The 13,861-nt window shown below is 38.7% G+C and carries 13 protein-coding genes; 4 read left to right on the top strand and 9 right to left on the bottom strand.

What is annotated here, in order from left to right; all coding sequences use genetic code 11:
- Window positions 1-11: 11 nt before the first annotated feature.
- The 4 genes from AC4PL9_RS07740 to AC4PL9_RS07725 all read right to left on the bottom strand — a co-directional run bounded on the left by AC4PL9_RS07740 (window position 12) and on the right by AC4PL9_RS07725 (window position 4,733).
- Window positions 12-2,456: an alpha-ketoacid dehydrogenase subunit alpha/beta gene (locus AC4PL9_RS07740; protein WP_491604177.1), complete on the bottom strand. Its 2,445-nt coding sequence runs from the start codon at window positions 2,454-2,456 to the stop codon at window positions 12-14.
- Between the two features lie 250 nt (window positions 2,457-2,706).
- Complete coding sequence (locus AC4PL9_RS07735) at window positions 2,707-3,021, bottom strand: YbjQ family protein (RefSeq protein WP_491604176.1); 315 nt, start codon at window positions 3,019-3,021, stop codon at window positions 2,707-2,709.
- Between the two features lie 217 nt (window positions 3,022-3,238).
- Window positions 3,239-3,907: a DUF2461 domain-containing protein gene (locus tag AC4PL9_RS07730; RefSeq protein ID WP_491604175.1), complete on the bottom strand. Its 669-nt coding sequence runs from the start codon at window positions 3,905-3,907 to the stop codon at window positions 3,239-3,241.
- A 55-nt stretch (window positions 3,908-3,962) separates the two neighbouring features.
- Window positions 3,963-4,733, bottom strand: a complete 771-nt coding sequence (locus AC4PL9_RS07725; RefSeq protein ID WP_491604174.1) for an META domain-containing protein — start codon at window positions 4,731-4,733, stop codon at window positions 3,963-3,965.
- A gap of 132 nt (window positions 4,734-4,865) precedes the next feature.
- Between AC4PL9_RS07725 and AC4PL9_RS07720 the strand changes: the two genes are divergently transcribed.
- Both AC4PL9_RS07720 and AC4PL9_RS07715 read left to right on the top strand, forming a co-directional pair.
- Window positions 4,866-6,212 carry a dicarboxylate/amino acid:cation symporter gene (locus AC4PL9_RS07720; RefSeq protein WP_491604173.1) on the top strand — a complete coding sequence of 449 codons (1,347 nt, stop codon included), beginning with the start codon at window positions 4,866-4,868 and terminating at the stop codon, window positions 6,210-6,212.
- 38 nt (window positions 6,213-6,250) lie between these two features.
- A complete protein-coding gene (locus tag AC4PL9_RS07715) occupies window positions 6,251-7,852 on the top strand; it encodes a hypothetical protein (RefSeq protein ID WP_491604172.1) in 1,602 nt (533 codons plus the stop codon).
- Between the two features lie 6 nt (window positions 7,853-7,858).
- On the opposite strand, the gene menC is transcribed toward AC4PL9_RS07715, so the two are convergent.
- The 5 genes from menC to AC4PL9_RS07690 form a co-directional block, all read right to left on the bottom strand.
- Complete coding sequence (gene menC / locus AC4PL9_RS07710) at window positions 7,859-8,908, bottom strand: o-succinylbenzoate synthase (protein WP_491604171.1); 1,050 nt, start codon at window positions 8,906-8,908, stop codon at window positions 7,859-7,861.
- 12 nt (window positions 8,909-8,920) lie between these two features.
- Complete coding sequence (menA, locus tag AC4PL9_RS07705; protein WP_491604170.1) at window positions 8,921-9,826, bottom strand: 1,4-dihydroxy-2-naphthoate octaprenyltransferase; 906 nt, start codon at window positions 9,824-9,826, stop codon at window positions 8,921-8,923.
- Window positions 9,827-9,889: 63 nt separating this feature from the next.
- Window positions 9,890-10,450, bottom strand: a complete 561-nt coding sequence (locus tag AC4PL9_RS07700; protein ID WP_491604203.1) for a Maf family nucleotide pyrophosphatase — start codon at window positions 10,448-10,450, stop codon at window positions 9,890-9,892.
- Between the two features lie 20 nt (window positions 10,451-10,470).
- Window positions 10,471-12,192: an ABC1 kinase family protein gene (locus AC4PL9_RS07695; protein ID WP_491604169.1), complete on the bottom strand. Its 1,722-nt coding sequence runs from the start codon at window positions 12,190-12,192 to the stop codon at window positions 10,471-10,473.
- Between the two features lie 2 nt (window positions 12,193-12,194).
- Entirely contained in the window at window positions 12,195-12,575 is a 381-nt protein-coding gene (locus AC4PL9_RS07690) for a hypothetical protein (protein WP_491604168.1), read from the bottom strand.
- Window positions 12,576-12,710: 135 nt separating this feature from the next.
- Between AC4PL9_RS07690 and AC4PL9_RS07685 the strand changes: the two genes are divergently transcribed.
- On the top strand, window positions 12,711-13,112 hold the full coding sequence (locus AC4PL9_RS07685; protein ID WP_491604167.1) for a CBS domain-containing protein: 402 nt from the start codon (window positions 12,711-12,713) through the stop codon (window positions 13,110-13,112).
- 81 nt (window positions 13,113-13,193) lie between these two features.
- Window positions 13,194-13,859, top strand: coding sequence for a DUF6962 family protein (locus AC4PL9_RS07680; RefSeq protein WP_491604166.1), 666 nt, complete (start codon window positions 13,194-13,196; stop codon window positions 13,857-13,859).
- Window positions 13,860-13,861: the final 2 nt, after the last annotated feature.

Genomic DNA, 13,861 nt, shown 5'->3' with positions numbered 1-13,861 from the left:
ATTTTTTCTACTTAGTAGATAGAAGGAAACTGAGAAGGGTTAGCTTCGTGCATAATTGCATAAGCTGCTTCTACGATATCCTCTATACTTGGCTTCGAGAAATAATCTCCGTCCGAACCATAAGCAGGGCGGTGATCTTTAGAAGACAAAGTAACCGGCTCCGAATCAAGGTGATAATACCCTTTTTGTTTTACGAGTACCTGATCCAAAATGTAAGCCGTAGCACCACTGGAAACATCTTCATCGACAATCATTAAACGATTTGTTTTTGAAAGTGATTCTGAGATCATGTGATGGGTGTCAAACGGAATCAATGTTTGTACATCAATTAATTCGGCGTTGATCCCCAATTCACGAAGCTGTTGAGCTGCTACAGTACAAAGATTAAATGTAGAGCCATAAGAAACAATTGTCAGATCTGTTCCTGTTTCGGTGATTTCGCATTTACCAAGCTCTTCACAGAATTCTCCCAGATTATCCGGCAATGGCTCTTTAGATCGATAACCGTTAAGTGGTTCGATAACCAATGCAGGTTCATCGGATTTCAATAATGTATTATAGAAACCTGCTGCTTTGGTCATATTTCGTGGAACACACACATGCATTCCCCGGATACTATTGATAATCATACCCATTGGAGATCCTGAGTGCCAGATACCTTCAAGGCGGTGTCCACGGGTTCTGACAATAACCGGAGCTTTTTGCCCTCCTTTTGTACGGTACTGAACAGTTGATAGATCATCAGACATAATCTGAATAGCATACAACAAATAGTCAAGATACTGGATCTCTGTAATCGGACGAAGTCCACGCATCGCCATACCAATACCTTGTCCAAGAATTGTCAACTCCCTGATTCCTGTATCTGAAACCCGCAGTTCGCCGAAAGCTTCCTGCATACCTTCCATACTCTGGTTAACACCTCCGATTTTACCGGTATCTTCACCAAAAGTCAATACCTCCGGATATTTTTCAAAAAGCTTTCTGAAATTCTCGCGAAGTATAATTCTTCCATCCTCCATTTCAGGAGTATCTGCATACACAGGATCTATCGGTTCAACGTTTACTATCGCTTTATCTGATTCAGAGTACAGGTATGAGCTATATCTGTCAAAGTTTACTTGTTTTTGCTGCTCGAGCCAGTTGATAAGTGCAGTTCTTGCAGCTGAATTCTCTCCACGGGCATATCGAAGTGCTTTTCGGGCTGCTCCCAATATATCACGACGAATCGGATCCATTTCTTTTTTCAGGTCCTCTGCTAGTTTAGCTATAAAAACAGTATTAGAAGAAGCATTAGCTAAATCACTAATCAATTGTAAGGCATTTGACAAATCGTCTTTCAAAGAAGCTGTAAATGCTGACCACGCCTGATTCTTTTCGTCACGCACCTGCTTTTTAGCATCTTTTTCAATTTGTTCAAGTTCTTCAGCTACGGCCAATTTATTACCATCGGCTTCGAAGGAAAGAATCCATTCTTTGAATTTAGCAATACAGTCGAAATCTTTTTCCCACTGCATGCGCTGTTCGTCTTTATAACGTTCATGAGATCCCGAAGTTGAGTGTCCCTGAGGTTGATTAACTTCTTCAACATGAATGAGAACAGGAACGTGTTCCTCACGAGCAATAGCTACTGCTTTTTCGTATGTTTCGCAAAGATGAGCATAGTCCCATCCTTTGGTTTTGAAAATTTCATATCCGTTTTTGGAATCGGTTCGTTGGAAACCGGATAAAGCTTCAGAAATACTTTCCTTGGTTGTCTGGTGTTTTTTAGGAACAGATATTCCGTACCCGTCATCCCATACAGACATTACCATAGGAACCTGTAAAACACCTGCTGCATTCATCGTTTCCCAGAATGGACCTTCTGAAGTACTGGCATCTCCGATAGTACCAAAAGCAACTTCATTACCTCCATTGGTAAATTTCTTGAATTCTTCAAGATTTTTTAATTCCGGATGATTCCGATAAATTTTTGAAGCCTGAGCAAGTCCCAATAAACGAGGCATCTGACCTGCAGTAGGAGAGATGTCCGCTGAACTGTTCTTTTGCTCCATCAGGTTTTTCCAGTTTCCGTTTTCATCTAAACTACGCGTAGCAAAGTGTCCTCCCATTTGTCTACCTGCAGATTGAGGTTCCAATTCGACCTCCGTATGGGCATACAGTCCGGCAAAGTATTCGCGAACAGTAAGGTTTCCGGTAGCCAGCATAAATGTCTGGTCACGATAATATCCACTTCTGAAATCACCGTTCCGGAATTGCTTTGCCATAGCGATCTGTGCAATTTCTTTTCCGTCTCCGAAAATTCCGAACTTAGCTTTTCCTGTCAGTACTTCACGCCGACCAAGTAGAGAAGCTTCTCTCGAAATACAGGCGATTTTATAATCATTCAGAACTTCTTCTCTGAAGGTATCAAATGCTACTTTATCCTGAGTTGCTGTTATCGATTCTTTTGCCATATACGTCTTTGATTTGCGGGGCTAAAGATAATAAAAAAACGCCTTGATTTTTCCATCAGGGCGTTTGCTTCGTGTTTTTCAACCATTTATTATAACGGCTGTGTTTATTTAGTTATCTCTTTTTTCAAATGTTTCCTTCTTCTTATCTTTGATGCGTTTGAAAATCAAATAGATTATTGCTGCGATAATTATTAGAACTCCGAAAAAATAGACGGTTCCTGTTAGGGCTATTGCTCCAAAAGCAAATAAATCACCCAAGCTTAACAGCTGTACCATAGGCCAAAATTTCTGCAGCTCCTTGTGTAATAACAGAGGTGGCAAAACGAATATTTACAATTGCATCCGCTCCCATTTTTTCAGCGTCTTGTTTCATTCGCTCTAAAGCTTCCTCCCGGGAGTCAGCCTGAAGTTGTGTATATTCATTGATCTCTCCTCCCACCAGATTCTTTAATCCCGCGAAGATATCACGTCCCACATTGCGGGCACGAACCGTACTTCCTCTTGCAATTCCCAAAGCTTCAGTAATTTGTTTTCCGGGAATATTCTCAGTAGTTACAATAATCATAATTTAATCTATTTTATGGAAAATTAGTTCATTAATTTGTATCCTTCAAAACTAAACCGTCATTTTTTATCTGACGTGTAGTTTTTTATTTTCAGAAAGCATCAGTCAATTGATTTTTAATGGTATTCATTGCCAATGTAATTTCGACCTTTTCAACTGTAAAAAATGTCAACTTCTCTTTTTTACTAAAGAGTAGTGATCAGATAAAACAGTTGTTTTATTTATACAGACTCTCACCATTTAGATCAGTTGTCAATACTGAACTCATGAAATCGAAAAAAGGTCGCATTGCTAAAAAAGTTGCCACAACTTCGGACTTAAAGTCATTAGATAGTACTTCTTTATTTTCAAACTTCCGCATCACCAGATATTGTTTTTTTCGAATTAAGTCAATATCCGGATGTGTTTTATCAAAACCTTTAGGGGCTGTCTTTAACTCATCTCCCGATAATTCTCCAAACATCTTCTTAAAGTTCTTATCGGAAATGATTTCCCGTAATTCCGAAGCATCAAGTTCGATTTCTTTACGAATTCGATGTAAATCCTCTTTGTCTGGTGCCCAAAATCCACCTCCCACAAAACTATTATCGGGTTCAAGGTGCAAGTAATAACCTCCCCGAAGCATCGGCTTGGAGCGAGAAAAACTCACGCCAAAATTGGTTTTATACGGGGATTTATCTTTAGAAAAACGAATGTCGCGATAAATTCTAAAAACATTCATCTTTTCAATACTATCAGTCTTCGTTAATTCTGAATTAATCTCCGTAAAAAAAGAGGTAGCATTTTTTAAAATAGCGTCATATTGCTTTTTATTTTCTGCAAACCAATCTCTGTTGTTATTCTCTTTTAACTGACTTAAAAATTCAAATGTATCTTTTGTAATCATGTTTTGAAAGTTAATGATCATTCGTCCAGAAAGAAACAGGTTCAATAATGATAGTTTAATCTATCTTACGAAAAATGAGTTCATTGTTTGTGTTCTTCAAAATCAAACGATTATTTTTTATCTGGTACGTAAATTGTTTATCCCCAAAAAGTGTCATTAGTTTAGTTTCTCCGGGTGTTTCACTGCATTTGAAATCGGGAGCGATCAGTAGTGACGCAAAAAAAGTATTTTCCTGCATATTTATACCTCCATTTATTCTTCTGCAACCAAATTTCCCGAATAAACGATTTCCTTCCAAATGAATTTCAAGAACGGGAAGATCTGTTTTTTTCAGTTCTTTAGCAGCAGTATCCCCGTTTATAGATTCGATAACCCAAATATCTTCCAACCCGGAACCATTATGATAAAATCCACATCCTTCTTCTTTAAAAACAAGCTTTCCATTTTTATCGGAAACCTCAATTTTAGCCAAACGTTCATGCTCTTTACAACCTTCGGAAGAAAGACGAACTTCCAATGTATATCCACGATCGTCAGAAACGGTATAGACTTCCTGAGTGAGTCCTTTTTCAAAAGAGGTAGTGGGAAGTTTTTCAACTATCCTGCCAAAACTACTGGACGGGTTATTGAGTAACAGGTTGTATCCGAATGAAAATTCGAGGTACCATTTATTATCCGGACCGTAAACGGAGAAGTAATTGAAGTTACCGGCAGGGTGAGATAAGTTATGTGATGCTGATGGCGTAGAGCCATTTTCTTTACTTTTGCGGGAAGTTCCGCACGAAAGAGCAGCCAGAGATAGTGTGAACAATAGTATGTATTTCATAATTTTCAGAATTGTTTTTTTAAATTCGACACCAAAACTATGCCAGAATGCCTGTGAATATACGAAAATTAAGAAATCTGACAGAGAAAAAGTGTATTCGAAACCGTATTGAATCAATGAAATAACAACGTAATGGAAAGAAAATCAATAGGGGATAAATCGTTGAAGGGGCTCGATTTTTACCTTACAGCTCTTGTTGAGGCAAAACTTTGGGTAAAGGTATTGATTGGATTGGCACTAGGTGCTTTAACCGGATGGTTAATTAGTCCGTCTTTAGGATTGGTTCCCGAAAAAATAAGCATTCCTTTGGCAAATTGGTTAGTGTTGCCCGGAACCTTATTTTTGAAGTTGGTACAGATGATTATGATTCCTTTGATTTTGGCCAGTATTGTGACCGGAATTATTAATGCGGGAGGGGAGCAACTTAAGAAGATGGGGGCTCGGTTAGGCATTTATTTCATTATTACAACACTTATTTCGGTTGTTTTGGGAACCGTGCTGGTGTTGTTGATCCGTCCGGGACAATTTATGAATGAAACTACTACCAACAAGGGGATTGAACTTTCGCCAACTGAAATTTCGGAGGGAGCGGCTCCCGGCTCTGTATTTAGCCGTATTCCGGACGCCATAGCTCAATTACTTCCTGAAAATCCGCTAGCTAGTATGGTAAACGGTGAAATGTTGCCAATTGTATTATTTTCCATTCTTGTCGGGATTTCATTAATAGCCCTGACCGAGCAACAAAGAAACCCTGTCGTTATCTTGCTGAGTTCCGTACAGGAAGTTTGTATGACTATTGTTAAATGGGCAATGCGACTGGTTCCTTACGCTGTATTCGGATTAATAGCTCAATTGGTTATGAGTGTCGGGATGAGCAGTTTGAGCGGTATAGGAATGTATGTAATAACTGTTCTTATTGGTCTGTTGATTCTCCTGCTCATGTACATGATGATTGTTGCTTTTATCGGCCGAAGGAATCCGATTACTTTCCTGAAAGAAATACGGGATGTTCAGTTGTTAGCTTTTTCTACAACAAGTTCGGCTGCTGTTATGCCACTTTCCATTAAAACTGCGCAAAATAAGTTGGGGATAAGCAAAAGCATCAGTAATTTTTTAATTCCTGTAGGAGCAACAATAAATATGGATGGTACAGCATTATATCAGTGTATTTCTACGGTTTTTATTGCTCAGGTTTATGGTTTGGATCTGAGTTTAGCATCTCTTCTTGTTATTATTTTAACGATTGTTGCTGCGTCCATCGGAACCCCTTCTATTCCTGGAGGTGGTGTTGTTATTCTGGCCTCCGTTCTTCAGGGAGCAGGAATACCTGCTGAAGGAATCATTTTGATCATAGGGGTGGATAGAATATTAGGAATGTTTAGAACAGCGGTTAATGTAACCGGTGACTTGACGGCATGCATCGTTTTTGAGAAATGGCAGGGCTCCGAAAACAGTAGTATTCGTGGTCAAAGTGATTAATTTTAGTATTTTTGCAGCCAAATTAAATCAACTTTCTTATGAATAAACTCTTTTTCTGTGGGGTGTTGTTTATACTGATGTCTATTACCCAGTCTTTTGGTCAAAGAATGACTGATGCTATTAGTTTTACACATGAAGATTTGATCTGGGATGTACCAAGAGATCCTATTCTTCAAAAAGCATTTGAAATTCCTGATGGGTATCTGATATTCCGAAAACATGTAATAAGAGGTCCTGGAGGTTATAACTATTTTATTGAAAAACTGGATGAAAACTTAAAGCGAACCAAATTTGTTGATATATCTGCAGATATTGACGAACGCAATTATTTTGTTGAAGAAATTGTAAAGTTTGCAGACAAATATTTTATTGTAACGTCAAAACAACAGCGTGACATTTCTACAGAGGAGTACTATATTCAGGAAGTAGACTGGGAAACAGGAACTGTAAGTAGTAGAGAACTTATTTTCAGGTACAAATACGATAGTAGACGTTCCTATATGCGTTTGGCTGTTAATATCTCACCCAATGATAATTTCATGTTGTTTACTTTTTCGCATAGGGGAAAAGTACAAACGTATACACGCAGACGACGGGATGTAGATACACAAACATTTATTGTCTTCAATTCCAAGATGGAAGAAGTAGAGCGGGAAGAGGATGTGAAAATGCGGATAGGTCAAAATTCATTTAGTATTGATCAAACGCTTATTAGTGATGAGGGAGTTATTTATTTGTTAGGAGTGAAAATTGTTGAAGAACGAAACGATGAGCAATTTACAAGTATCCTGAAATTCGATAAAGGAGATTTGATGGCAAATAGAATCAACTTCTCAGCAGGTATTTTAACTGATCTTTCTTTGAAATTCAATAAAGAAGGAAACCTTTATGGTGGTGGTTATTATTATGAAGATGAAGGAAGAGGTTCAGGATATGGCGTTGTAGTGATGGCAGTTAATCCAGATACAGGTGAACCTATATCTGTTTCTAATCAATTGATTGATAAAGAGATGTTGATTGAAGGGCTATCAGATAGAGAAAAAGCACGTATTGAGAGAAGAGAGTCGTATGGAAAAGAAACAAAGCAAGTACATGATTTGGATGTGCGACAGATCGTGACTCATAAAGATGGAAGTGCATCTCTGATTGGAGAAAACTGGGATATTGTCATTTCATCAACTGTCGATGCAAATGGAAACAGAACAACTACTGTTACGTATATTTATAACGAACTTTTTGTGACGAGAATCAGTTCGGAAGGTGATATTATTTCTACGGTAAAAATGCCGAAAAAGTATTCTGGAAAAGCAGATCTTCAAAAATCTTTCCATGCAATTGATATGGATAATGATTTGGGAGTCATATTTTATGATAATAGACAGAACTTGATTGAGGTAGGGCCAAAGGGAATTCTTCCTTATACAAGAAAATCGAAAAAGACAGCATTGTCTCTGGTACGTATATCCCCTGAAGGAAAGCAAACCCGTGAGGGACTTATTGACTATGTAATGAAACCTTACCGCTCATATCGTCACTATCGATTTAATATCGATATGGAAGCTATAAATGAAGATAAAATGCTTTTTATTACCTATTATGGTAAGAAGAAGTTTGGATATACGCTGGCTACACCGAAATAAATCAGATTATTGGGCCAGTAACGAATAATCGAACTTGCCGCACTTATCGAACATCAGCTCGTCTCTTTTAATGTAAAGTGGTGAGCTGATGTTTTTTGTATACAAAGCTCCTGTTCCAAGTCCTTGCGGTAGCGAATTAGCAAAGGTAGCTGTATATTGCGCAATTGCATTTAATCCGATATTAGACTCCAAGGCACTGGTTGCCCACCATGGGATATTGGATTTTTCAGCGATTTCAACCCACTCTTTCATTCCGGTAAATCCACCGGTAAGAGATGGTTTTATGATGATATATTGGGGTTGTATTGTATCAAGTAGCCACTGCTTTTGTTCGGGAGTATTGACTCCGATTAGTTCTTCATCCAAAGCGATAGGGCAAGGAGTTTCGGAGCAGAGTTGTTTCATTTGAACAGTATTCCCCGATTTGATTGGTTGTTCAATTGAGTGAACCTGTAAATCATGTAGCTGATCCAAAACTTTAAGGGCTTCTTCAAACTGGAAGGCTCCGTTAGCATCAACTCTTATTTCCAATTGATCAGCGGGAAAACGGCTTCGAAGTTGTTGCAGAATTAAAAATTCTGTTTGCCATTCGATAGCTCCTATTTTCATTTTTATACACCGAAAACCTGAACCCAATTTCTCTTCAATTTGCTGAATCATAAACTCCGGTTGCCCCATCCAGATCAGTCCATTGATTGGTATTCCTTTTCCTTTTTCTGTGAAATCACTTGGAAATAGAGAAAGAGCACTTCCGGTATGTAGATGTCTCTCAGCGGTTTCTATTCCGAAACGGATAGAAGGAAAATTAGAAAGTTGTGATGGGTCTAGTGATCGAGATTGCCATTGGTTACAAAAATCAAGAATTTGTAACTCATAATCAGCATCATTTTTATAGTCAGGGGATAATCCTTCAATGACGGAGCATTCTCCCCATGCTTCTTTTCCCTCTTCAAAAAAGCGAAGGAACCATGATTTTTTGCGAGTCATCACGCCTCGAGAAGTTCCCCCGGGACGTTTAAATGGGAATTGAAAAGGAATAACCTGGTAACTTCTCATGGTATACTATTGTTAGATTAAAATCCAGATACTGATGAGTAAGGAAAAGAAAAAAGTGGAAAGTGCTACTTTTTTCAACTCCGGGTCGAGTTCCCGGGGTTGTTGGTTTTTCATTACAGTTCGCAAATGCGGGAGTAATATACCATATACTAGTAATCCGAATAAATAACCGGGTGTTGCAGTCAAATAGGAAAAAAGTAACAGTAAAAGAACCGGGGTAATGATGAGAAAAGCATGGTATTTCTTTGCTGCATTCCCTCCTATTTTTACAACAAGTGTATTCTTTCCACTTGCCTGATCATTTTCAATATCACGCATATTGTTCAAATTGAGTACAGCAGTACTTAGCAAACCAATTGCACTGGCTGGAAGCAATATCAGATTGTCCCATTGTTTTGTCAGTAATACAAATATTCCCCCAACGCTAAGTAAACCGAAGAATAAAAACACAAAAAGATCTCCAAGACCGAGATAGCCATAGGCTTTTTTACCCACTGTGTAAGTGATTGCTGCAAGTACGCAGAGAAGAGCGAGTACGATAAAAACCCAGAAGAGGGAAGAAGGCATACCTCTGGTTCCCAGCCAAGCCAAAGGAAGTCCGGCAGCAAGAGACAGTAAACTAAACAGAATTACCGCTTTTTTCATTGCTTTTACCGAGATAGCTCCCGACTGAACGGCTCGTTGCGGTCCGATTCTGTTCTCATTGTCGGTACCTTTCATACCATCTCCCAAATCATTTGCGAGGTTAGAAAGTATCTGCAGGAAAATGACCGTAGAAAGAGCCAATATAAACACTAAACTGTCAAATTTGCCTGTTTCATAGGCAAGCATTGATCCTAATAAGATTCCGGAAACGGATAACGGAAGTGTCCGAAGTCGAAAAGCTGTTACCCAGTTTTTGATAGATGATTTCCCCATACACAACAAAAATAGCTGTAATGTTTGAATTATTTATTGGAAAAGCACGAGATTCGGAAGAAGTCAGAATGTTTTCAGTTCTTCTATGAGGTCAGCAACCGGAAGCCCAACAACATTCAGGTAAGAACCTTCAATACGTAGTACGCCAATCGTACCGATCCATTCTTGAATACCGTAAGCACCTGCCTTATCAAGAGGGGAGTAATTGTCAATATAATATCTGATTTCGTCGTTACTCAATTCTCTGAAGGTAACAGCTGTAATACGTTGAAAAGAATGTTGTTTTTCTACAGAAGAAAAGGTTACCCCTGAAATCACTCTGTGTGTGTTACCGGAGAGCTTTTTTAACATTCGAAAGGCATCCTCTGAATCGGATGGTTTCCCCAGAATTTCGCCGTGTAATTCAACAATTGTATCGGAAGTAACCAGAACGTCTCCCCCGGAAAGAGTAGGTATTAGAGGAATAGCCTTTTTCTGTGCGAGAAATACGGGTATTTCTTCAGGGGAAAGGGATTCCGGATAAGTTTCATCCACATCCTGCGTACGTATTTCTACCGGAAGTCCAATTGAACTGATTAACTCTTGTCTACGTGGTGATTTGGAACCTAATATAAGGCGCTGTATTGTCATTAGAAATTGTTGTGTTATTTGTTCCATCCTTTCCAATCATCCTTATCTCCTTTAAAGATGTCGCGAATCATGCCTATTCCCAGAAGTCCGGCAATAGATAAACCGATAATTCCCATAATCGAGATATCGTTATACAACGGATGAATAGAGTTGATAATAAATAAGGCGGATCCGATTATCAGTGCAGCAATAATAATGGATGAGATTAATTGTTTTGCTATCCTGTGGAAAGTATGTACCATTGGATCGATCCCTTTATGTGTGAGATCGGCTTTAATTTGTCCTGAGTTTATTCTCCGGATTGCATTTTTAAGATCTCTGGGGAAGTCTTCCAGATAATTGGCAAATTCAACAAAAGAATGCAACGCTTTCTTTGTTAGTTTGAAAGGGTCATACTTTTTGCGAATCACTCTTACCATAAAGGGTTTAGCAAGTTCCACAAGGTCCAGTTCAGGATCAAGATGCTCTATAACTCCTTCAATAGTTACCATTGAACGAGCCAACAGAAAGAAGTGACCGGGTACTTTTAAACCATGATCGATAACAATATCCCGGATTTCGAGTAATACCGTACTCATTTCATTCTGGTGAAGGTTGCGTATGGCGTAGCTCTGGAGGAATTCGTGAACGGAAATTTCCAAAGCATGCATGTCACTGATTGGTGCATTACCGGATAAATCCTGCAAAATTCGAATAATGGCTCTTACTTCATGATCTTCAATTGCGATGAATAACTTTCCAAGTAATTCAATATCCCGGGGTAGAATACTACCCATCATACCATAATCCAGAAAACAAATATTACCGGAAGGAGCTACAAGAAGGTTTCCGGGGTGTGGGTCAGCATGGAAAAAACCGTATTCGAATACTTGCTTGAAATACGAAATGGCCAGTTTTCGAGCTATTCGTTTTGTATCATGCCCGGATTCTCGTAAGCGCGAAACGTCTGATATTTTAATGCCGGAAACAAATTCCATTGCTAAAACTTTACCGGTAGTAAATTCTCGGAAAACTTTTGGCGATCGGGTAATTCCGCCATCTTCGGGGTCGTTTAAGATATTGGCGTGGAACCTTTGAATGTTAATGGACTCTCTGATAAAGTCCAGCTCTTTTCGAATACTATTTTCAAAATTTCGTACTAATCCAACGGGATCAAAATGTTTGACAGAAGGAACTCTACGTACAATAATATCAGCAATTTTATACATCACTTTGATATCTTCTTCTATCATTTCACTGATGCCCGGGCGTTGAATTTTCAATGCAGCCCGTTCACCGGTTTTCAGAGTTACTTTATGGACCTGTGCCATCGAAGCACTGGCGAAAGATTCCGGCTCAAACCAGGCAAACAAATCCTCGACAGGAGCGTTCAACTCACTTTCCACAACCTGTCTTGCGATCTTACCGGGAAGGGGAGGAACATTGTCCTGAAGTTCTTCCAGTTGCGTAATGAGTTCAGCGGGAAGCATATCCGGACGATTACTAAGGATTTGTCCGAACTTGATGAAAGTTGGTCCCAATTCTTCACATAACAAACGCATGCGCTCGTACTTCGAGTACTTTTTTGCGCTTTTAAGAACTCTTTTTGGCAGTAATTTTCTAATAAAACCAAAACGTTTTTCATCTTCTAGGTAAGAGACAAGATCCTCAAAACCGTACTTAACAAAAACACGTAAAATTTGATTGTAACGGCGGATTGCTTTAAAGCGCCTGATAATAGAACCGAATAACCACATGTTTATTCACTGATTTTTTTCTCGAGGTGATTAATGCGGGCTTCGGCGAGTGCGAGTTGCTTATTCAGGTCTTCAATCCTTAAATTCAATTCATTGATCTGTTCAACGTGCGCAATATTCATTTTTTGATAAAGTCCGGCAACTGTTTCTTCAATTTTCTGATTCATTTCTTCTCGGGCTTCATGCGCTTTCTTAAGAAGTTTATCGATAAAAGCCAGTTCGTTACCTTCTTCATCAAGAATAGGGTCAGCTACAAACTCGTTTACTTTATCCTTCCCTTTTTCCAGAAAACTTTTAAGCTTTGACATCATTTGTTCATCCTGTGACAAAACATACAGGTTGGTAGAAAGAGTCATGAGTTCCAAAAATGTCTTTGCCTTCATACTTTATCAGTTTATCTCTCAAAAATAAGGATTAATGAAGAGAAAAAACTGTTATTTGTCATGAAAATGAAAAAGAAACGGGTAGTTTTGTTCTCCATTGTGACTGAAAGTGTAAATTTGAGAAAAAATTTAGCCATGAATTTGAATGACTCCGTAGCAACTATTATGACTTCTGATGTAGTAACTATTGCTTCCGATCAGAAGTTGTTAGATCTAAAGCGAATTTATGAAAACCAACGATTCCATCATCATGTTCCGGTTGTTGACGGTCACAAAGTTTCGGGGATAGTTAGTCTGATCGATTTTATGCGGGTTGTGAGTAGTGCAAGTCTGGACGATGACGAAAAAGTGTATCATGATACTACTGTAGCGAAGGTTATGAGTCCACGAGTAGTAAGTTTGCCCAAAACAGCAACTATTGCAGAGGCTGCCGGAGTTTTGGGAAGAGGAGAAGTAAGATCTGTTCTTATTCTGGATGGTGAAGAGTTGGCAGGGATTATCACGACCGCTGATATTATCCGTAATTTAGTTAAGTAATTACTCGGTAGTCATACTGCTGAAAATCGAATAGAGATTCCTGATGTTGTCCGCAAAAGTTTTTCTAATTTTGCGCCGCTTATGAAGGATAAAATAGAGTTTGTACTTTTCGGTCTTGATTTATTGGAACCTATGGCTTTTGTCACAAATATGCTGGTGATGTTAAGCTGTTTGTATGGTTATTACAGAACAAAGAATGTTATTTCTGCTTTTGGGTACTATTGGCGTTTATTCTTTATCAGTTTTGCCTTAGCTTCTTTTTTCGGAGGATTATCTCATGTGTTTTGGAATTATTGGTGGTTCTATGGAAAAATTCTCCCCTGGTTTTTTGGAGTTGTTTCTACTTCTTTTGCTGCCCTGGCTATGTTGGAAGCCCGAAAAATTTCTCCGAAAGCTAAGTCGAGATGGCAATTGATTATTTTTTTGAAGGCTCTTCTTGTTCTGATATTGGCTTATAGTCAATGGTCGTTCTTATTTGTCGCTATAGATACGATTCTAACGCTTCTTGGTTTTGCCGGAATTTACGGAGTTACGGTAGTAAAACAAGGATATCCTTCGGTAAGATATGTAGTGTATGGTGTGCTGGTTCTTTTACCCTCCGCGTTTATTTTTCTTTTAAAATATGACCTTCATCGCTGGATGAACAGAGAAGATCTTAGCCATATATTAATGGTTATTGCTATACAACTTTTCGCTCTTTCTGTACTGAGACATAAAGAATCGGTTACAAGAACATCACTTGGGTAATT

This window comes from Wandonia sp. (assembly GCF_984588085.1).
The sequence above is the reverse complement of the archived record's forward strand: the minus strand, read 5'-3'. Positions and strand labels throughout refer to the sequence as shown.

Coding starts and splice junctions, on each gene's coding strand:
- AC4PL9_RS07715 (WP_491604172.1), top strand. CDS start 6,251: ATGAATAAACTCTTTTTCTGTGGGGTGTTGTTTATACTGATGTCTATT.
- AC4PL9_RS07695 (WP_491604169.1), bottom strand. CDS start 12,192: ATGTGGTTATTCGGTTCTATTATCAGGCGCTTTAAAGCAATCCGCCGT.
- menA (WP_491604170.1), bottom strand. CDS start 9,826: ATGGGGAAATCATCTATCAAAAACTGGGTAACAGCTTTTCGACTTCGG.
- AC4PL9_RS07730 (WP_491604175.1), bottom strand. CDS start 3,907: ATGATTACAAAAGATACATTTGAATTTTTAAGTCAGTTAAAAGAGAAT.
- AC4PL9_RS07680 (WP_491604166.1), top strand. CDS start 13,194: ATGAAGGATAAAATAGAGTTTGTACTTTTCGGTCTTGATTTATTGGAA.
- AC4PL9_RS07720 (WP_491604173.1), top strand. CDS start 4,866: ATGGAAAGAAAATCAATAGGGGATAAATCGTTGAAGGGGCTCGATTTT.
- AC4PL9_RS07685 (WP_491604167.1), top strand. CDS start 12,711: ATGAATTTGAATGACTCCGTAGCAACTATTATGACTTCTGATGTAGTA.
- AC4PL9_RS07690 (WP_491604168.1), bottom strand. CDS start 12,575: ATGAAGGCAAAGACATTTTTGGAACTCATGACTCTTTCTACCAACCTG.
- AC4PL9_RS07740 (WP_491604177.1), bottom strand. CDS start 2,456: ATGGCAAAAGAATCGATAACAGCAACTCAGGATAAAGTAGCATTTGAT.
- AC4PL9_RS07735 (WP_491604176.1), bottom strand. CDS start 3,021: ATGATTATTGTAACTACTGAGAATATTCCCGGAAAACAAATTACTGAA.
- AC4PL9_RS07725 (WP_491604174.1), bottom strand. CDS start 4,733: ATGAAATACATACTATTGTTCACACTATCTCTGGCTGCTCTTTCGTGC.
- menC (WP_491604171.1), bottom strand. CDS start 8,908: ATGAGAAGTTACCAGGTTATTCCTTTTCAATTCCCATTTAAACGTCCC.